At 32.9% G+C, this 21,101-nt stretch carries 15 protein-coding genes and 1 tRNA gene; 13 read left to right on the plus strand and 3 right to left on the minus strand.

Annotated elements, in window-relative coordinates; translation table 11 throughout:
• From FUA24_RS11460 to FUA24_RS11510, 11 genes are read left to right on the plus strand one after another with little or no spacing between them, the layout of a single operon-like run.
• A complete protein-coding gene (locus FUA24_RS11460) occupies positions 1-576 on the plus strand; it encodes a porin family protein (protein WP_148542390.1) in 576 nt (191 codons plus the stop codon).
• Between the two features lie 18 nt (positions 577-594).
• Positions 595-1,197 (plus strand): porin family protein, encoded by a 603-nt coding sequence (locus tag FUA24_RS11465; protein ID WP_148542392.1) that lies wholly within the window; start codon positions 595-597, stop codon positions 1,195-1,197.
• Between the two features lie 5 nt (positions 1,198-1,202).
• A complete protein-coding gene (locus tag FUA24_RS11470) occupies positions 1,203-1,568 on the plus strand; it encodes a hotdog family protein (protein ID WP_148542394.1) in 366 nt (121 codons plus the stop codon).
• Positions 1,568-2,071: a hypothetical protein gene (locus tag FUA24_RS11475; protein ID WP_246147028.1), complete on the plus strand. Its 504-nt coding sequence runs from the start codon at positions 1,568-1,570 to the stop codon at positions 2,069-2,071. Before FUA24_RS11470 ends, FUA24_RS11475 begins: the two co-directional genes overlap by 1 nt.
• A gap of 21 nt (positions 2,072-2,092) precedes the next feature.
• Positions 2,093-3,295 (plus strand): DUF2062 domain-containing protein, encoded by a 1,203-nt coding sequence (locus FUA24_RS11480; protein WP_148542396.1) that lies wholly within the window; start codon positions 2,093-2,095, stop codon positions 3,293-3,295.
• 52 nt (positions 3,296-3,347) lie between these two features.
• Positions 3,348-6,977 (plus strand): 1-acyl-sn-glycerol-3-phosphate acyltransferase, encoded by a 3,630-nt coding sequence (locus tag FUA24_RS11485; protein WP_246147029.1) that lies wholly within the window; start codon positions 3,348-3,350, stop codon positions 6,975-6,977.
• Positions 6,967-8,499 (plus strand): phytoene desaturase family protein, encoded by a 1,533-nt coding sequence (locus tag FUA24_RS11490; RefSeq protein ID WP_394344205.1) that lies wholly within the window; start codon positions 6,967-6,969, stop codon positions 8,497-8,499. Before FUA24_RS11485 ends, FUA24_RS11490 begins: the two co-directional genes overlap by 11 nt.
• A 6-nt stretch (positions 8,500-8,505) precedes the next feature.
• The gene (locus FUA24_RS11495; RefSeq protein WP_148542400.1) at positions 8,506-9,381 is read left to right on the plus strand and encodes a cupin-like domain-containing protein; all 876 of its coding nucleotides are present in this window, start codon (positions 8,506-8,508) and stop codon (positions 9,379-9,381) included.
• Positions 9,378-11,051: a C45 family autoproteolytic acyltransferase/hydolase gene (locus FUA24_RS11500; protein WP_148542402.1), complete on the plus strand. Its 1,674-nt coding sequence runs from the start codon at positions 9,378-9,380 to the stop codon at positions 11,049-11,051. Before FUA24_RS11495 ends, FUA24_RS11500 begins: the two co-directional genes overlap by 4 nt.
• Positions 11,051-12,337, plus strand: coding sequence for a phenylacetate--CoA ligase family protein (locus FUA24_RS11505; protein WP_148542404.1), 1,287 nt, complete (start codon positions 11,051-11,053; stop codon positions 12,335-12,337). Before FUA24_RS11500 ends, FUA24_RS11505 begins: the two co-directional genes overlap by 1 nt.
• Positions 12,338-12,374: 37 nt before the next feature.
• Positions 12,375-13,856, plus strand: coding sequence for a tetratricopeptide repeat protein (locus FUA24_RS11510; protein ID WP_148542406.1), 1,482 nt, complete (start codon positions 12,375-12,377; stop codon positions 13,854-13,856).
• A 156-nt stretch (positions 13,857-14,012) separates the two neighbouring features.
• Here FUA24_RS11510 and FUA24_RS11515 read toward each other — a convergent pair whose 3' ends face one another.
• Positions 14,013-16,619, minus strand: a complete 2,607-nt coding sequence (locus FUA24_RS11515; protein ID WP_148542408.1) for a glycoside hydrolase family 3 C-terminal domain-containing protein — start codon at positions 16,617-16,619, stop codon at positions 14,013-14,015.
• Positions 16,620-17,021: 402 nt separating this feature from the next.
• Between FUA24_RS11515 and FUA24_RS11520 the strand changes: the two genes are divergently transcribed.
• Positions 17,022-18,395, plus strand: a complete 1,374-nt coding sequence (locus tag FUA24_RS11520) for an MFS transporter (protein WP_148542410.1) — start codon at positions 17,022-17,024, stop codon at positions 18,393-18,395.
• A gap of 289 nt (positions 18,396-18,684) precedes the next feature.
• Here FUA24_RS11520 and FUA24_RS11525 read toward each other — a convergent pair.
• Together FUA24_RS11525 and rseP are read right to left on the minus strand one after the other, a co-directional pair.
• A tRNA-Asn gene (locus FUA24_RS11525) sits at positions 18,685-18,758 on the minus strand.
• A gap of 74 nt (positions 18,759-18,832) precedes the next feature.
• Complete coding sequence (gene rseP / locus FUA24_RS11530) at positions 18,833-20,179, minus strand: RIP metalloprotease RseP (RefSeq protein WP_148542412.1); 1,347 nt, start codon at positions 20,177-20,179, stop codon at positions 18,833-18,835.
• 169 nt (positions 20,180-20,348) lie between these two features.
• Here rseP and FUA24_RS11535 point away from each other — a divergent pair, with 169 nt between their 5' ends.
• Entirely contained in the window at positions 20,349-21,023 is a 675-nt protein-coding gene (locus tag FUA24_RS11535) for an SCO family protein (protein ID WP_148542414.1), read from the plus strand.
• Positions 21,024-21,101 lie beyond the last annotated feature (78 nt).

Genomic DNA, 21,101 nt, shown 5'->3' on the forward strand with positions numbered 1-21,101 from the left:
ATGAAGAACGTAATTTTAACCTTAGCCCTAGTATTTATTTCTATGGTATCATTTTCTCAAACTACCATAAGGCCTGGTGCAAGAATAGGAGCTAATTTTGCAAATATTACTAACACAGAATTTGATAATAAAACAGATTTTTATATTGGCGCTTTTGCCACTATTAAATTTGCAGATTTTTATAGATTGCAACCCGAAATAAATTATAGCAAACAAGGAGGAAAATCCGATATATCCAACACAAACAACCTAGAAATAAACTATTTAGGACTAACATTAGCAAATAAGTTTTCTCCTATTAGAAACTCTGGATTGCAAATTGCCGTTGGGCCAGTTATTAACTTTAAGACAGGTGATAATTATGACGGTTTTGATGATATTGAAGGATTTGATTTTGGATTAATGGGAGGTATAGGCTATGAATTACCTATGGGTTTAACCATTGAAGCCAGATATAATTTAGGATTGGTAGATCTATTCGGTTCTAATATAAACAATGAAACACCCGTGGATGAAATACTTCTAAATAAAGTTATACAATTAGGCTTATCTTACACTTTCAATTTTGGAAGCTAGAACAAAAAACAAATACATATGAAAAAGATCATTTTAATTCTATTCGCCGTTCTAAGTATTAACACTTTTGCACAAAAAAAAGTCAGTTTTGGACTTAAAGGTGGCTTAAACATTGCATCCTTAACCAATTCTAATTTAGATTCTAAACTAAATGGCTACGCTGGGGTATTTCTAAATGTAGCATTCTCAGACTTATATGAGATGCAACCTGAGATTTTATATTCGAATCAAGGTGGTAAACTAGATATTAATAACGACCAAACAGTAACCATAGAATATTTCTCTATTGGAGTGGCCAATAACTTTTTTGTAAATAGAGATGGCAAATTATACCTTAGCATTGTTCCCAGTATTGATTTAGATGTAGATGATTCCTTTATAGGTATAGTAAATGATAATGAGTGGGAAGAAGGAAATGATGCTACATTTGTAGATTTAGCTCTCGGAATTGGGCTTGGGTATAGAGTTAATAATAATTTAGCTATAGAAGCTAGATATAAAAGAGGATTAATTGATGTTTACTCAGGGTCTTTTCATGATTTTGAAGTAGAGCGCTATGAGAACGAAACACAATTTAATTCGGTATTCCAAATAGGGATATCTTACAGATTTAAAAAATAGGATACATGTTACTTAAAGAGTTTTACAAAACAAATAGCATAGAAAGCGTAGATAATAAGATTTCTGCAAATGTTACTATAAACAAAGATCATGAGGTTTTTAAAGGACACTTTCCGGGTAACCCCGTAACCCCAGGCGTTTGCATGATGCAAATTATTAAAGAAATTACCGAAGACGTTACGGGAAAATCTCTTTTTATGAGTTCTGTTAATAATGTGAAATTTATGGCTATTATTAACCCAGAAGAAAACCCAGATTTAAATATTGAAATAGATATTAATGAGACCGAAAGTGGCTTTAAAATTAAAAACACAACCTCTTTTCAAGATACAATAGCGCTTAAACTTTCGGCAAATTATATAACTAAATAATGTGTTTACGAATCTTCATATTATGTTTTAGTGTATTATCTCTGCAGAGTCAGACACTTAAAATTTCAGAGGTAAGAGCCCTTTACAAAGATGCAGCACAGGATAAATCTAAGGTTGCATCGTTTTATGAGATGTTGTCTAAGGTAGACAAGAAAGATGGTATTTCATTAAATGCTTACAAAGGAGCTTCAATTGCGCTAAAGTCTAGATATGCCAAAACCATAAAAGCAAAAAAGGAGGGGTTTATAGAAGGGGTTACTATTTTAGAAGCAATTATTACAGAGCATCCTAATACTGTTGAGCCCAGATTTATTAGGCTAACCATACAACAGAACTCTCCGAAATTGTTAAAATACAAATCTAATATTACAGAAGACAAATCCTTTCTACTTAAGCAATATTTAAAAATTAAGTCAAAATCACTTCAATTCATTATTAAAGATTACATTTTAAACGCTAACACTTTTAGTGAAGAAGAAAAAGCCCTAATTTTGAAGTCTTAGAAGAAACTAGTTGATTTATTTGTGAGCAAAACATTAGAATCTATAAACCAAAGACTTAAAGCATTAAATATTTGTGTTTTAATTCCAACATACAATAATGAAAATACTCTTAAAAGAGTTATTGATGGTGTTTTAAACTACACCCAAGACATTATTATTGTTAATGATGGTTCTACTGATACAACAGGACAAATATTAAGTAATTACGCCTCACTACAACAAATTCATTTACCAGAAAATAAAGGAAAAGGTAATGCATTAAGAAGAGGCTTTAAAGAAGCTTACGCTAAAGGTTATGCATATGCTATAACCATAGATTCCGATGGTCAACATTTTCCTGATGATATAGAAGTCTTTTTAAAGACCCTTGAAACCTCCAAAAACAAAAACTTGCTCCTTATTGGTGCCCGAGACATGTCTCAAGATGGTGTACCGGGAAAAAGTAGCTTTGGTAACAAATTCTCCAACTTTTGGTTTTGGTTTGAAACGGGTATTAAGTTAAGCGACACACAATCTGGATACCGCTTATATCCCTTAAATACAATAAATGATATTCGTTTAATTACTAATAAGTTTGAATTTGAAATAGAAGTTATTGTAAAAGCTGCTTGGAAAGATGTTGAAGTAAAGAATGTACCGGTTAAAGTATTATATGACGAGAGTGAACGTGTTTCTCACTTTAGGCCATTTAAGGATTTTACGAGAATAAGCATCTTAAACACATGCTTGGTTTTTATTACCATTTTCTATATTACCCCTAGAAATCTTTTTAGACGTCTAAAAAAAAAAGGAATTAAACGCTTCATAATTGAAGACTTTTTAGGCAGTACAGACTCACCAACAAAAAAAGCGCTTTCCGTAGCCTTGGGTGTTCTTATTGGTCTATCTCCATTTTGGGGATTCCACACACTTATTGTCATCTCCCTAGCTGTACTTTTTAGATTAAACAAGGTAATAGCATTTACATTCTCAAATGTTAGTTTACCTCCTTTTATTCCATTTGTAGTACTAACAAGTTTTAAAGTAGGACAGTTTGTATTAGGAACAAACTACACCTACTCTATTGAAGAAATGACACAAAATTTCGAAGTTGTAAAACACCTAAAAGTATATATTATTGGGAGCTTTACCTTTGCTATAGTAGCATCAATTGTTCTTGGTTTTATTAGCTTTTTATTATTTTCCGTTTTAAGCAAAAAGAACTCATTGGTAAGTAATGCATAATTTTTTTACATACACACATGATAAAATAAGAGCAAACAAGTTTCTAAGCCTCTTGATTTTAATAAGCCTTGTTTTCTTCTTGGCTTTTTTTGCTTCTAAACTTAAGTTTGAAGAAGATATTTCGAAGCTTATTCCTGTAAACGAGCAGTCTTCACAACTTCAAAAAGTATTAAAACAAGTTAATTTTGCAGACAAAATCATTGTAAACCTTAAAAAAGATTCAGAAGGTACAGAAGATGATTTAGTTGCCTATGCAGATGCCTTTTTAGAAGAAATAAGTAAAGATTCTTTAGGACTTATCTCTAATATACAAGGTAAAATTACAGGTGAAACCATGTCTGAAACATTAGATTTTGCCTATAACAACTTACCCCTCTTACTAACCCAAGAAGACTATACTTCCATTGCCAAAAAGCTCTACCCAGATAGTATTGCTAAAATAGCTCATGGCAATTACAAAACACTTATATCTCCTTCAGGAATTGTTGCAAAAAAGAATATACTAAGAGATCCTTTGGGTTTAACTTTTATGGGTTTAAAACAGTTGCAATCCTTAAGTTTTGGTGACGATTTTAATGTGCATAACGATTACTTAATAAGTAAAGATAGAAACCATATTTTATTGTTTTTAACGCCAAAACACAAATCCAGCGAAACGGACAAAAACACCAAACTATCTGAACTTATATACAAAACGCACCACAAACTAAATTCTACTTTTACTTCTAAAGTATATGGCGAAAGTTTCGGAGGAGCCTTAGTTGCTGTTGCAAACGCATCTCAAATAAAAAACGACATACAACTTACACTAAGTATTGCTCTTAGTATTTTATTAATAATCTTAATCCTATTCTATAGAAAACTATTATTACCTGTTATACTATTTATCCCAACAATTCTGGGAGCATTGTTTGCCGTTGTTGTTCTGTATTTACTAAGAGAGAGCATTTCGGCCATATCTTTAGGAATTGGTTCTGTATTATTAGGAGTCACCTTAGATTATGCATTACATGTATTAACCCATTTAAGAAGCAACAATAATGCTAAGAGCCTATACAAGGAGATAACTAAACCCATTTTAATGAGCAGCTTAACAACTGCTTTAGCATTTCTTTGTTTGTTGTTCTTACAATCACAAGCGCTGCAAGATTTAGGAATTTTTGCCGCTATAAGTGTACTAAGTGCTTCAGTCTTTGCCTTAATAATCATTCCTCAGGTTTATAAAAACAAAACCATTAGCAAACAAAATAGTACAATAATAGATAAGTTTGCTTCTTTTAAATTTCACAAAGCCAAAGCAATAATAATAGGCCTAAGCATTCTCATTTGCTTAAGTTTATTTACATATAACAAAGTTAATTTTAATAAGGATTTAAATAGCCTAAACTATCAACCCGAAAATTTAGTAAATGCCAATATTAATCTAGATAATTTAGTTAATAGCACTTCCAAATCTGTGTACATTTCTACCTATGGAACAACAGAGGAAGAAGCTTTAAACGCTAATGAAGAAGTATTTAACACACTAAAAAGGTTAGAACAAAACAACAACATCATTCAGTTTAGTTCCATTGGGGCTCTGGTTAAGGCGAAAGCAATTCAAAATCGTAAAATTGAACAGTGGAACAACTTCTGGAATCCTCAAAGAAAAGAGACTTTAAGAAATGTAATAGAAAAAGAAAGCCAAAACTTAGGGTTTAAACCAAATGCATACAAGCAATTTTATTCGCATTTAGATAAATCTTTTTCTTCACTTTCTTCTAAAGATTACGAAGTTTTGAGCTTTATTACTATTGAAGATTATATTTCTAAAACAACGGATTTTGTTACGGTATCAACGCTTGTAAAAACAGAAAATGATAAAGTTGATGAACTGTTTGAAACGTTTAGTAACACGGCCAATGTGGTTGTAATTGATAGACAAAAAACTAACGAGACGTTCTTAGGAAATCTTAAAAACGATTTTAATCGTTTGGTACTGTATTCTTTTATAGTTGTTTTATTAATCCTGCTCATTTTTTACCGCAGCTTTTCTTTAACATTAGTAACTATTATTCCCATCTTATTAACCTGGTTAATTACTGTTGGTATAATGGGACTTCTAAATGTAGAATTCAATATTTTTAATATTATAATCTCCACCTTTATATTTGGATTGGGAGTAGATTATTGCATTTTCGTAACCAACGGCTTGTTGCACAACCTAAAGTATGGCGGCAATGTATTACCTACCTACAAAACCTCAATATTGCTTTCAGTAATTACTACTATTCTTGGTGTAGGCACATTAATTTTTGCTAAGCATCCTGCTCTGTTTAGTATTGCTCTCGTATCTGTAATTGGCATTTTATCTGCCATTATCGTATCATTTTGTCTGCAACCATTATTGTTCAGTTTGTTTATTGGAAGTAGCAAAAAAAGCCCCATAAGCTTCAGGTATTTTATACACTCAATAATTTCATTCGGATACTTTGGTCTTGGAGGTTTATTACTTTCCTTGGTGGGTGTAGCACTCATTAAAATACTTCCGTTTAGTAAAAAAGTAAAAATGAAATGGTTTCATATCATCATTTCAAAATTTAAAAAATCCGTATTATATAGCAATTGGTTCGTAAAGAAGACAACTCTTAACCCTTTTAAAGAGGCCTTTGAAAAACAATCTATAATAATAGCAAATCACACCTCATTCTTAGATATTTTAGCTATTGGTATGTTACATCCAAAAATCATTTTTCTAGTAAACGACTGGGTTTACAACTCACCAATTTTTGGAAAAGCGGTTAAACTAGCAGGATTTTACCCTGTTTCAAGAGGAATAGACAAAAGTATAGGCCATTTAAAAACAAAAATAGAGCAAGGATATACCCTAATGGCTTTCCCAGAAGGAACAAGATCTACAACCAATAAAATTAAGCGCTTTCATAAAGGTGCCTTTTTTCTAGCTGAAGAATTTAATCTAGACATTGTTCCAGTACTTATTCATGGCAACTCAGAAGTACTTCCAAAAGGCAGCTTTGTTATAAAAGATGGCAGTATAACACTTAAAATTTTAGAGCGAATTACGTTCGAAGATCAAAGTTTTGGCAAAACTTACAAGGATAAAACCAAGCTTATAAGCAAACATTTTAAATCGGCATTTCAAGACTTAAGAAATGAGATAGAAGATGCTACTTATTTCCACAGAATTATTTTGGAGGATTACAGGTATAAAGGCTATGATGTATACAAAACTGTCAAAAAAGATCTGTCAAAACATGCTAAACTATATAAACATATAGTAGCGGTTTTACCTCAACGTGAAACCATTACACATATTTCTAAAGACTATGGCCAGTTATCTTTTTTGTTGGCCTTAGACCAGCCAGACAGAAAAGTTATATCGGTACTTCGAAATAATGATATCATCCCGATTCTAGAAAATAGCTTTATAACCAATCATGATTACAAGCTAAATTTCACCCAAAACTTACATAAGGCTATAAGCTACAATCCCAATGTCTTGATAGTAGATTACAATGCTTTAGAAATAGTTTTAGAAGCTCTACAAAAGCAGCATTTCACCTCAGTAATTTTAATTAAAGAAGCTTGTAATTTAAGTTCTGAAGTCGAAAATTTAAACTATATTTTGACAACCAAAAAAGAAGATATTATAATTTTAAAACACAATACGATTGAAAATTAAACAACATTATGATGTGGTAGTTGCTGGAAGTGGTTTAGGCGGATTAGTTTCGGCTATAATTCTTGCCAAAGAAGGCTATAAAGTGTGTGTTTTAGAAAAAAATAATCAATATGGGGGCAACCTTCAAACCTTTGTAAGAGAGAAAACAATTTTTGATACTGGAGTTCATTATATTGGTGGATTAAGCAAAGGGCAAAACCTATATGAGTACTTCAAATATATAGGCATTATTGATGACTTAGAACTTAAAAAGTTAGATGAAGACGGATTCGACATTATAAGTTTTGACAACGATAATAAGTCGTATAAACACGCCCAAGGCTATGACAACTTTAAAAAGCAATTGCTGAATGATTTTCCAGAGGAAAAAGAAGCTATTAGCCTTTATTGTAAAGCGCTTCAAGACACCTGCAATAAATTCCCCTTGTATTCCTTACAATCTGGTGTTCCCATTTATGAAGACACCAAACTGTTTGAAACTTCGGCAAGTGAATTTATAAATTCTTTAACCGCTAATAAAAAACTACAAGCTGTTTTAGCTGGAACCAATTATTTATACGCTGGTGAAGCCTATGCTACACCATTTTACGTTCATGCATTATCTGTTAATTCATATATAGAAAGTGCTTACAGGTGCATTAAAGGAGGAAGTCAAATTACAAAAGCACTCATTAAACAACTTAAGCTACATAACGGAGAGGCTTATAAAAAAAGTGAAGTTGTAAAATTTAATGTAGTAGATAAAAAAGTAACCTCTTTGGAATTATCTAATGGTACCGAGATTTTCGCCGATCTCTTTATTTCAAATATTGACCCAAAAGTAACTTTAGAGAAAGTGGGTAAAGATGCCTTTAGAAAATCTTATGTAAATAGAATAAGTAATATTAAAAGTACCACTTCGGCATTTTCGCTTCACATTGTTTTAAAACCTAATTCCATAAAGTATCATAATAAAAATTACTACCATTTTAAAGATTATAATGATATATGGATAACCAATAATTACACAGATGAAAGCTGGCCAGAAGGCTATATGGTTTCAATGGGACTAAAAGAAGCTGATTGTGAGTTTGCAGACAATATTACTGTAATGACTTATATGCGATATGATGAAGTAAAGCCTTGGGAGCACACATTTAACACCGTTGTGCATAAAAATGATAGAGGTGAAACCTATGAGGAGTTTAAAACCAGAAAAACGGAACAACTTATAACCGAATTAGAGAAAAAGTACCCTAACATTAGAGCTTCTATACAAAGCACGTATACGTCAACACCTTTATCCTTTAGAGATTATATTGGATGTAACAAAGGGTCTATGTATGGTTATGTAAAAGATGTAGATAAACCTATGCAATCTCATTTATCTGCAAGAACAAAATTGAGTAATTTGTATTTAACTGGACAATGTTTAAGCATGCATGGTATTCTTGGTGTAACCATAAGTGCAATTATTACCTGTTCTGAAATTGTAGGAAAAGAATATTTGATAAATAAAATATTAAACAAAATCAATAATTAAGTTACCATGGGAGCATTTAAAACTACCCCAATAGAACGTGTAAAAAGTTTAACAAAGGAAGAGTTTATTGAAAAATACTATAAACCTCAAAAGCCCGTGTTAATTGAAGATCTTACCAAAAGTTGGGATGCTTACCAAAAATGGAATTTAGACTATATTAAACAATTAGCAGGAGATCAAGAAGTGCCTTTGTATAATAACCAAGTTACAAAAGGAAAGCAAAAATCTGCAGAACCTGCTATGACTATGAAAATGTCTGAATATATAGATATCATTAAATCTAAGCCCACCGATTTAAGAATCTTTTTTTTCGACCTTATGAAGAAAATGCCTGAGTTAGCTAAGGATTTCAGTTTTCCAGATATAGGTCTTAAATTCTTTAAACGGCTACCAGTAATGTTTTTTGGGAGCACAGGTTCTAATGTTCTGGTACATTATGATATGGATTTGGCAGATTTAATTCATGTACATTTTCATGGTACTAAAAGCGTTTTATTATTTAATCCAGAACAAACCAAATACCTGTATAGAGTTCCTTTTTCTGTTCATAACCTGGAAACTATAGATATGGACAACCCCGATTTTGAAACCTACCCAGCTCTTAAAAAAGTACATGGTATCACTGCAGAAATGAAACATGGAGACGCACTTTACATTCCAAGTAGTTATTGGCATTATATTAAGTATTTAAACGGTGGTTTTTCAATGACCTTAAGAGCGTTTTCAAAAAATCCGCTGGTTTTTCTTAACATGCTGTACAACCTCTTGTTTATGAGGCACTTTGAAAATTTAATGCGAAAAACCTTTGGTCAAAAATGGCTTAACTTCAAAGACAAGAAAGCTATAAAAAACACCCACAGAGCTTTAGCAAAAGCATCATGATAACTATAAACAAAAATGTATTCAGATTTTTATGGTGTTTTGTCTTCATTACACTACTCTATTCTTGTGGTGTTTCGAAATCAATACATGATATTCCAGATATTACACAGTTCCCTGTACACAACCACGAAAGAGTAAAGGTAAACGACAGCACTTTCTATGCAGGTAACAACTTTTTAACAAAAAACCAATATGGGCTTTGGGAGCTCTATGTTGAAGGTAACCCCTACCAGTTAGGACTAAATACCGGTCTTTTAACTCAAGAACTTTTTGAAAAACAAGAAGATGCTTTTTTAAGTAAAGTGGAACAGATAGTTCCTTCGAAATTCAAACAAAAGTTGTTGCAAAAATTCTTGGCCTGGTACAATAGAAAAATGTACTTAAACATACCTAATGACTATAAAGCTGAAATTTTCGGACTTTCAAAATACGCTTCAGACCGCTATGACTATGTAGCCGAGAATTACTTAAGAGTACTTTATTTACACGGGGCTCATGATATTGGGCACGCATTACAAGATTTGGCTTTAGTTGGCTGCTCTTCTTTTGCTGTTTGGAACAATAAAACCGAAGATGGAGATATAATACTTGGCAGAAACTTTGACTTTTATGCTGGTGATGAATTTGCAAAGAATAAGATTATTGCCTTTGTAAACCCTAATCAAGGTCATAAGTTTATGTCTATAACCTGGGCAGGAATGATTGGAGTAGTGTCTGGAATGAACGAACATGGTTTAACAGTAACTATTAATGCAGGAAAATCTAAAATACCGCTAGTTGCAAAAACACCAATATCAATTTTAACTAGAGAAATATTGCAATATGCCACAAATATTGAAGAAGCCATCGCCATTGCCAAAACTAAAGAGGTTTTTGTCTCAGAATCTATAATGGTTGGTAGCGCAAAAGATAATAAGGCCATACTTATTGAAGTATCTCCAGACAATTTTGGTGTATATGAAATAGAAAATTCTTCTCAATTAATTTGCGCAAATCATTTTCAGAGTGCATCATATAAGGATGATGAAAATAATACAAAACACATTAAAGAGAGTCACTCAAAATATAGATTTGACCGAATGCAGGAACTATTGGAAGATTCAGAAAAAATCACCCCCGAAAAGGCTATCGAAATTTTAAGAAACAGAAAAGGCTTAAACAATAAAGCTATTGGTTACGGAAATGAAAAATCATTAAATCAACTTTTGGCCCACCATGGCATTGTCTTTAAACCAAAAGACAAATTAGTTTGGATATCATCTAGCCCTTATCAACTGGGTGAATTTGTGGCTTACGACTTGAATAAAATTTTTGGTAATCCAGATTACAGCACATCCCTTTCAGAACATCAACTTTTAGTAGAAGCAGATCCCTTTTTAAAAACAGAAGCTTATCAAAATTATGAAGATTATAGAGTACTAGAAAGAGCAATAGAAGCTGCCATTAATACTAAAAAACAATTGCCTACAGATAAATTAAAAGCTCTAAAACTTAAAAATCCAGATTACTGGAAGGCCAACTATCTAATAGGCAAATATTACTATCAAAAAAACTATTATAAAGCAGCATTAATTGAGTTTAAAGAGGCTTTAAGCAAAGAGGTTACAACGGTACCAGATGAAGTTGCAATAAAAGCGTATATTAAAAAAATAAAAAGGAAATTAAACTAATGATTCCTGAAATAGAGAAAGCATCTAAACTTGAAATTAAGGCATTTCAAGAAGAAAAGTTAAGAACATTATTAGCGTATTTAGATAAAAAATCGCCGTATTATAAGCGATTGTTTCAAAAACATTCAATAGATATTAGCAACATTAAAACTATTGAAGACTTGGCTAAAATACCTGTTACCACTAAAGACGAGCTTCAAAAGTATAACGACGATTTCTTATGTGTCTCTAAAAGAGAAATTATAGATTATGTAACAACATCTGGAACCTTAGGAGACCCTGTTACCTTTGCATTGACAGATAACGACCTAGATCGTTTGGCCTATAATGAAGCTATTTCGTTTGCATGTGCAGGTGTTACTAAAGACGACACAGTTCAACTTATGACCACCATAGATAGACGATTTATGGCTGGACTAGCCTATTTTTTGGGTGTTAGAAAAATTGGTGCTGGAATTATTAGAGTAGGTGCTGGAATTCCGGAATTGCAATGGGATTCAATTTTAAAATTTAAACCGACCTATTTAATTGCGGTACCTTCATTTTTACTTAAGCTTATTGCCTATGCCAAACGCAATAACATAGATTTAGATAATTGTAGTGTAAAAGGTGTAATTTGTATTGGAGAACCACTCAGGAATCAAGATTTTTCATTGAACACCTTAGCTTCCAAGATTACTGCAGAATGGGATATTAAATTATATTCTACCTATGCTTCAACAGAAATGAATACAGCTTTTACCGAATGTGAGCATCAACAAGGAGGACACCATCATCCTGAACTAATCATTGTAGAAATTTTAGATGAACACAACAACCCTTTGCCAAATGGTGTGGAAGGTGAATTAACCATTACAACTCTCGGAATTGAAGGCATGCCGTTGCTTCGTTTTAAAACAGGAGATATGGTAGTAGCTCATGATGACCCCTGCGAATGTGGAAGAAATACAATAAGATTAGGCCCTATAGTTGGAAGAAAAAAACAAATGATAAAGTATAAAGGAACCACGCTTTATCCTCCAATGATGAATAACATTCTTCATGACTTTAATGAAATTGAAAGTTATGTAATTGAAATATTTCACAATGATATTGGTACAGATGAAATATTAATTAAAATAGCAACAAAAGATGAGTCAACAAAGTTATTACAAAAACTAAAAGACCATTTTAGAGCCAAACTAAGGGTAACTCCTAAAATTGAATATCATACGAAAAAGGATATCGAAACTTTAAGATTTCCCATTATGAGTAGAAAGCCAATAAATATAATCGATAGGCGCTAGAAACTAAACTTAAGAGGATTTTAATACAGAAATAGATATGTTAAAAAAAGTATCATTAGCTATTTTTACTGGTCTTCTTTATTTTAATTCATTGGGGCAAACTGTAAAAAATAACAGTCTTATATCTAATGTTGAACAGGATCTAGAAACAGCTAAAACCCTTATATCAACAGCCTATTATCCCGAAGCTTACGATAAAGTCTGGAATGCACTTATTATTTCAGATTCCATAAACAATCCAAAGGGAAAATTTGAAGCTTATAAGAGCCTTACCCTACTATATTCCATATTCTACAGCAAAGAAAAAGCCCTTTCATCTATAGATTCAATGTTTGTTTATGCAAAAAAATTAGATACACCTATGACTGTTATGGAACGGTCTAATTTAAACTATACGGCTGCACATACCTACAGAATGAATAAAGACTATGACTTGGCCAAAAAGTATCTAGATATTAGTGAACACATTTTAGATTCGGTAAATAGTTCTTTAGATCAAAAACTTTACGTAATAGCAGAAAAGGCACACCTTTACACCCTAACAGGTAATTATAAAGCTTCTGAAGAGATCTTAACAAAAATTATAAAACATATCTCAGATAGTCATGATTATGCGTCTATCATTTACTCTATGCTAGGAGATTTATATATTGAAAAAGGCGAACCAACAAAAGCTCTGGAATTTTTTAATAAATGCCTTAATATTATTTCCGAAAAGAATATAAGGATTGGTCTTAAAGTTGAATTGTTAGAAAAAATATCTAACTTAAATAAAGAGCAAGGAAATTATGAGTTGGCCTATCAGCAGATGGCAGCTTCGAAAACTTTAGGAGATAGCCTATTTGGCAGCCAAAGTCAACGAAACAAAAAGTTATTTGAAATTAAGGACTCTTACAGAACATCTATAATAGAAAACAACAGACTAAAAAGAGAGCAGGAATTGCAACACATTAAAGCTCAAAAAGAAAAACTGAATTTACAACTTCTATTTTCAGTTGTACTGTTTCTTGTTACCGTAACAGTCACTTTTTTTGGTGTTAGGTTGATTCGAAAAAAACACACTGTAGAAAAGAAACTAGCCACCGAAAGAGCTAATGCTGAAGTAGAGATAAAGAAAAAAGAATTAGCTGTTACGGCACTTCAGTTGATGGAAAAAGATAAATTACTTGAAGAAATAAAAAGAGGACTTGAAGCTGTAAAAACCCAAGAAGATGATAAATCTGTTGAACAAATTAAAAGCACTATAAAGATTAATGCTGCCAAAACATGGGAAGAATTCGAGGCAAGATTTGTTCAAGTTAACAACTCCTTTTACGAATCATTGGGAAAAAAGCATACGAACCTCAGCAGAAATGAGTTAAAGCTATGTGCGCTAGTTAAGTTAAACTTTTCGACAAAAGAAATGGCTGAACTTCTTGGAGTATCTGCCGATAGTGTAAATAAAGCTCGTTATAGATTAAGAAAAAAACTTGGCCTTCATAGAGATGATAATCTTGTTACTTATATAAACTCAATTTAAGTATAACATAAGACTATCTAAACAACGTCTTGTCAACCTGAATTTATTTCAGGTTCTCATAAAAACACAACAACGATTAATATAAGATTCTGAAACAAGTTCAGAATGACAGTTACCGACATAATTTAGATAGCCTCATTTCATTTATTTATTGTTTTACTCAGACCTATTAACAACCTTTGAAATTATAAATGGCTTTTTCCCTCCAGGAGGAATGATTTTTATAGCTTCATGTTCTACATGGCCAGTTAAAGTTTTAATTCTTAACCTTACCGGTTTTCCATATTCTGGTGGAATAGGTATTTTTATTGCTTGCGCTTTTTTCTGAGCTACATCATATGTATCAATCTTAATTCCAAGCATAGAAGCTTCAATTACGGCATTCTTAGTAGTAGATTTAAAAGATAGTTCTGCATCCCAAGTATTTACATAAACTCCTGGATCTATAAATGTAATCTCATATTCAATCCAATTTGAAGATTCATTTTTATCCTTATCGCCATTGGTAGAATTAAAAGTTCCTGCTTTGTATAAGTAATCCCATGACTTTGAACGATTAGCATCATCTGCATTATAATAACCACTCTTTTGCCCTACTTTAATTTTAGGAATTGTACCTCCTTCAACAGAAATCATTTTTGTAGCAACAATCGTCTCACTAGACTGTCCTATCATAATTTCAAAATCACCTCCTTCAACTTCAAATTGCTTCGATTTCACGTTATAATATGAAAAGGCCTCATATGGTAATTTAATTGAAACTTTTCTGTTCTTACCAGCCGGAATACTTAATCGCTTAAAACCTTTAAGCGCTTTTATGGGTGTTACTTCAGAAGATTTTACATCACGAACATACACCTGTACAATTTCATCACCATCTCTTTTGCCCACATTAGCAACTTCAGCTGTAACTTCGATACTTGTATTGGGTTTTACACGACTTTTACTCACCTTCAAATCTGAAATTTCAAACTTGGTGTAACTTAAACCAAAACCAAAAGGATATAAAGGCTTCTTTTTGGAGTACATATAGGTTCTACCAACTTCAGGTCCGTAATCATCTTTCCATGTTTGTACATTGTAATCGGTCATATGAGGTAAATCTTTCTCAGATCTTACCCAAGACGTATTTAACTTTCCTCCTGGGTTTATGTCTCCAAATAACACCTTTGCCAAAGCAGTACCCTGTTCCTGTCCGTTAGCCCAAGCGCAAATAATACCAGGAAGATTTTCTTGTTCCCATCCAATAGAAGTAGAACCACTTGGTATAACTACCAAAATAACATTCTTATTTACAGCTTTAACAGCCTTAATAAGTTTATGTTGCTTCCCTGGCAAACTCAATGACATACGATCTCTAGTTTCTGTTGCTGTTGACTCGTCGTTACCAACTACCAAAACTACATAATCTGACTTTTTGGCTAAAGCCACTGCCTCATTAATCTTTTGTTCATCTTGAGCATCTCCGGTTACAGAACACCCTTCAGCAAAACTTACCTCACCTTTAGCTCTTTTTTTAATACCTTCTAAGGGCGATACTTTAGTTTTAGGGTTACCCGAATAAATACCTAACCAACAACGATTTGCAAATGGGCCTATTACTGCCAATTTGCTATCGTCATTCTTAAGGGGAAGAATGTTATTATCATTCTTTAAAAGTACAATGGACTGTTCTGCAGCCTTAAGTGCTAATTGTTTATGTGTATCACATTCTAGGACACTGGTTGGGATTTTAGAATATGGATTAAGTGAAGGATCATCAAAATCACCTGTCTTAAAACGTAATCTCAATAACCTCCTAACGGATACATTTAGCTCCTCTTCGGTTAACAAACCTTGTTCTATTGCCGGTTTTAAAGCCTTTACAAAAGGAGCTTTTCTAGTTTTATGCCTAAAACACTCTTGATCTAAACCTGCTTTTATAGCCATTGCAGCAGCCTCTTCTTGGGTTTGTGCAAATCGCATTCGCTTTTCAACTCCTTGAATAGCCGCCCAATCTGCTATAACATAACCTTCAAATCCCCATTCACCTCTCAATACACCGTTTACTAGCCACTCATTAGCAGAGCATGGAACACCATTTACACCATTTAAGGCGGTCATAATACCAGTTGCTTCTTCATCTACAATACACGTCTTATATGCTGGGAAATAATACTCATACAAATCTTTACGTCTTACCAAAGAATGGCTAAATTCTCTTCGGCTATCAATATTATTAGCTACGTAATGTTTAACGGTAGTTACTGTTTTTACATATTTGGGGTCGTTTCCTTGCATACCCCTTATATACATACGGGCCATTTCAGACATTAAATGAGGATCTTCACTGTAACATTCCTCGTTTCTCCCCCATCTTGGATCTCTTGCCATGTTTACAGTTGGAGAAAACATCATTACTTCTTTCTTTCCAGCGTTTTTAAGTGCTCTTGCCTCATTAGAAATAGCAGTAGCTACATCAAACATTAAATCGGGGTTCCAGGTAGAACCCATGGCATTATTTTGAGGAAACTGTGTACAATTCCAAGCCTTAAGCCCATGCAACGCCTCTCCGTACCACATAAAAGAAGGAATATCTAATCGTTCTATACCCTCAATAGCAGAACCGCAATAACTAATTTTTTCATCTAAGGTCATTTTAGACAATAAGTCTTCAACCCTATCATTAACTTCGGCATTAGGGTTTTTCCATGTTTGCCCTCCCGATGTTAGCACCCCCACTAGGAAAAACAACATGCAAAATGCCATTTTAAAAAATCTCATAGAATAATGTGTTTAATTGATTATTCTCAAAATTAAATGTTAACCATACGACATCTAAAAAAAGGATATGGACATTAATAGGACAATTACCTTAAAACCCAAAAAACTAAATGAGCAAAACCTTTATAAAGAAAAAAAGGCTATCAATTAAAACCGGATAGCAAAGAAGTATTTTAAATATCCCTAAAATTTAGCATTTTTTCTGATCCTTTTAATGCTTCTTAAAATACGTATATATTTTATACTATTCAAAATCAATTACTTACAGTAAAAACCTGCGAAAAAACATAAAATAACCTGTGTAAAAACACCTGTTTGACTACAAAAAAACACGTATGTTTGCCGAATCTAAGTATTAATATAAGTATTTATACTTAAAAATAGTCAAAAAATACGATAGTCATGAATAATAAACTAAGTACCAGTAAGGCAACCAAAATTAACCTTACAGATTTTAAAACGATTCAAATGCGAACGTTCCACCTTAGTTGGATCGCATTCTTTTTATGTTTCTTCGGATGGTTCTCTCATGCACCATTAATGAAGTCCACAATTGCACCAGACCTTGCTCTTACAAAAGCGCAAACAACTTTAGCATTTATAGCTTCTGTTGGTGTAACAATTTTTGCTCGTCTATTAATTGGTTCTTTATGTGATAAAATAGGACCTAGAAAGAGTTATGTATACTTATTAGTTTTTGGAGCTTTTGCCGTAGCAGGATCTTCTTTTGCTAACACTTGGGAAACATACTTAATTTCAAGATTAGCCATAGGTGTTATTGGTGCATCATTTGTAATTACGCAATATCATACCTCTGTTATGTTTGCTCCTAACGTCATTGGAATTGCAAACGCTACTACAGCCGGTTGGGGTAACCTAGGAGGTGGTGTAACAAATGCCACTATGCCTTTAATAGCTTCTGGTGTTGCTGCATTTGGTTTAGCTGAAGCTACAGAATCTTGGAGAATTGCAATGTGGGTGCCTGCCGCAATTATGTTGCTAGTAGCTTTCTTATATTGGAAGTATACTACGGATTGCCCTAAAGGAAATTATGCAGACTTACCAGATGAAAGACCACAAACTAAAAAAGGAGAGAAAGGCTTATTCTTAACTGCTGCCTCAGACAAACGCGTTTGGATTCTATTCCTAATGTATGCAGGTTGTTTTGGTATGGAGTTATTTGTAACAGGAAAAGCTTCTACTTATTACCAAGAAAAATTTAGTTTAAGTCAAGAAGCTGCCGGATTTATAGTGCTTTTCTTTGGTGCTATGAACTTATTTGCGCGTTCTACAGGTGGTTGGATAGCTGATAAGTTCGGTAAAAACTCAGGATTAAACGGAAGGGTTAAAATATTAGTGTATGTTGTAATTGCAGAAGGTCTTGCATTATTGCTATTTTCGCAAATGAATTCATTAAGTCTAGCAGTTACTTCAATGGTTTTCTTCTCGTTATTCGTACAAATGGCAGAAGGTGCTACCTATTCTGTAGTACCATTTATTAATAGAAAAGCTTTAGGTGCTGTTTCGGGTATAGTAGGTGCTGGTGGTAATGTGGGTGCTGTACTTTACGCACAATACTTATTGAGAAGTGGCTCTAGTCTTCAAGAAGCGTTTTTCGCTTTCGGTTTTGTGGTGGCTATTGTGGGGTTCTTAGGTTTCCTACTTAAATTCTCACCACAAGAAGAACAAGCAGCTAGAGATGAACAAAAGAAACTAGAAGATTTACAAAAAGAAGTTGATGCTGCCGAAAACACAACAACTGCAGCCATGGCGTAAACATATTTAAAATAATTACCCTACATATTAGGGGTTAATTGCTTCAATAATAAAAAACCAGTGAACTTATGCTCACTGGTTTTTTTATGCCCTATTAGTATGTCAAGATCTTAAGTATAACTTCTATTTTAACTCTTAAAAAGGAAACATAAAGACTCGTTCCTTAATGCTAACAAGTTTTCGGAATGATTAAAAGGCTTAACTTATGCTATTTAAATTTTGGGAAGAGACTCAGGAAAGTATATGTTATAAAACAAAAAAGTCTAACATTTCTGCTAGACTTTTTTTGCTCCTCAGGTTGGGCTCGAACCAACGACCCTCTGATTAACAGTCAGATGCTCTAACCAACTGAGCTACTGAGGAAGGTTACTTTTTCGCTTTTGCGAGTGCAAATATATACTATTTTTTAATTGTTACAAGCTATTTTTAAAAAAATTTTATCCAAAAAGTGCTTTGTAAATATCGTTACCATTTGCAAACAGAACTAAGGCAATTAAAATAAAGAATCCGACCATTTGTGCATACTCCATAAACTTATCTCCAGGCTTTCTTCCTGAGATCATTTCATACAGTAAAAACATAACATGACCGCCATCTAATGCTGGTATTGGTAAAAGATTTAAAACCCCTAACATTATAGATAAAAAGGCGGTAATACTCCAAAAGGCCTGCCAACTCCAAATGTTTGGAAAAATATCGTAAATAGCTTTAAAACCACCCACTCCTTTATAAGCTCCAGTACTTGGCGTAAAAATAGCTCCCAATTGATCCCAATATGAGACCAACTTATCCTTTGCCTTATTTAATCCCACTGGAAAGGATTCAAAAAAACCGTATTCCTTAATATCAAAATCATAATAGCCTAAAGCCTCCAAAGTTTCAGTTGTAGAAGACGGAGCATAAACTATTCCTAATTTACCCTCAGTATTAATCTCTAAAGGAAGTTCAATTTCTTTTTTATCTCTAATAATCCTAGCTGAAACATTCTGCCCCTTAAATTTATCCAAACCAACTTTTACTTGATCTGCATATTTCATCTTCTCATTGTTAAAACCAGCAATGATATCACCTTTCATTAGTCCACTTCCAACATTAAAAGACGTATCTGGAACCTCAACTACAACAAAAGGTTGCCTAAGTTCTATAAACTTTCGTTCTTTAGAATCTATTAATTGAGCAAGAAAATCTTCGGGAAAAGTTACAGTAGATTGCTTTCCGTCTCGTTCTATTGTTATTTCTTTACCAAATAGGACTTTTTCAGATATCTCAGAAAAGTGCTTTATTTTTTCGCCATCTACAGCAATTATTTTGTCTCCTGTTAAAAGCCCAGCTTCATTAGCAACAACATTATCTACCAACAATCCGTCTTTTATATTTTCAACAGGTAAAAATTTATCGCCATAGAAGTAGCTCATCCCAATATAAATAAGAATAGCCAATATAAAATTAACAGTAACCCCACCAAGCATAATAATTAAACGTTGCCATGCCGGTTTAGATCTAAACTCCCACGGCTGCGGTTCTTGTGCCATTTGTTCGGTATCCATACTCTCATCAATCATTCCCGAGATTTTTACATACCCTCCAAGTGGTAACCAACCTATACCGTATACTGTTTCTCCTATCTTCTTTTTAAAAAGTGAAAATTTTACATCAAAAAATAGGTAAAACTTTTCTACCCTAGTTTTAAAAGCTTTAGCTGGTAGAAAATGGCCTAACTCGTGTAAAACTATTAATAGTGATAAACTCAATAAAAACTGAGATATTTTTATAACGAACTCCATATGTCTTCAATCAAATATTTTGATAACCGCACAAAAGTAAACTTTTAAACCAAGTATAAAAAGTCATTTATGCTTTGTACACCTATTTAACACTAATTTAAGTAACTCATATTACCTAAGTTGTTTTAATTTCATCGTATTTTTGCACCAACATTTTTTCTTAATTCTTATGCTTAAATTTTTTAAAGGCTATAAAGTTTTTGCCATTGTATTTGCCGCTATTTCCATAATTATAATTGCACTTATATACAATACCTTAAATGTTTATCAACCCTTACCAATTTACCAGCCATCTATGGTAAGTACCGAGCTAGTAGATAGCACCATACAGTATAAAAAGAAGTATCATAAAATAGCAGATTTCGCTTTTACGAATCAAAATGGAAAAACCATTACCCAAAAGGATTATGAAAACAAGATTTATGTTGCAGATTTCTTTTTTACCACGTGTCCAACAATATGCCCAATCATGACCAAAAATATGGTGGAGATCCAAAAAGAGATTATTAATGACACTGAAGTGATGCTACTCTCACATTCCGTTACACCTGAAATAGATACCGTTGCCCAATTAAAACGATACGCTATTAAAAAAGGCGTAAATGATTCTAAATGGAATCTCGTGACTGGAGATAAAAAGGAAATCTATAAAATGGCAAGAAAAAGTTACTTAGCTGTTAAGGATGATGGTGATGGCGGACCTTTTGATATGGTACATACGGAAAACTTCATGTTAATAGATAAAAAAAGACAGATTAGAGGGTTTTATGATGGCACCAATCCTGAGGATATAGAAAAACTACTAAAGGATATTTCTCACTTAAAAAAAGAGTATAATAATTAGGGCTGCCTACTTTAAATAAACTTTAAACCTTTAAACCTTTATACTTTTAAACTTTTAGTTTACTTTTGCCTCTTTAAA

It is taken from the genome of Seonamhaeicola marinus, assembly GCF_008085455.1.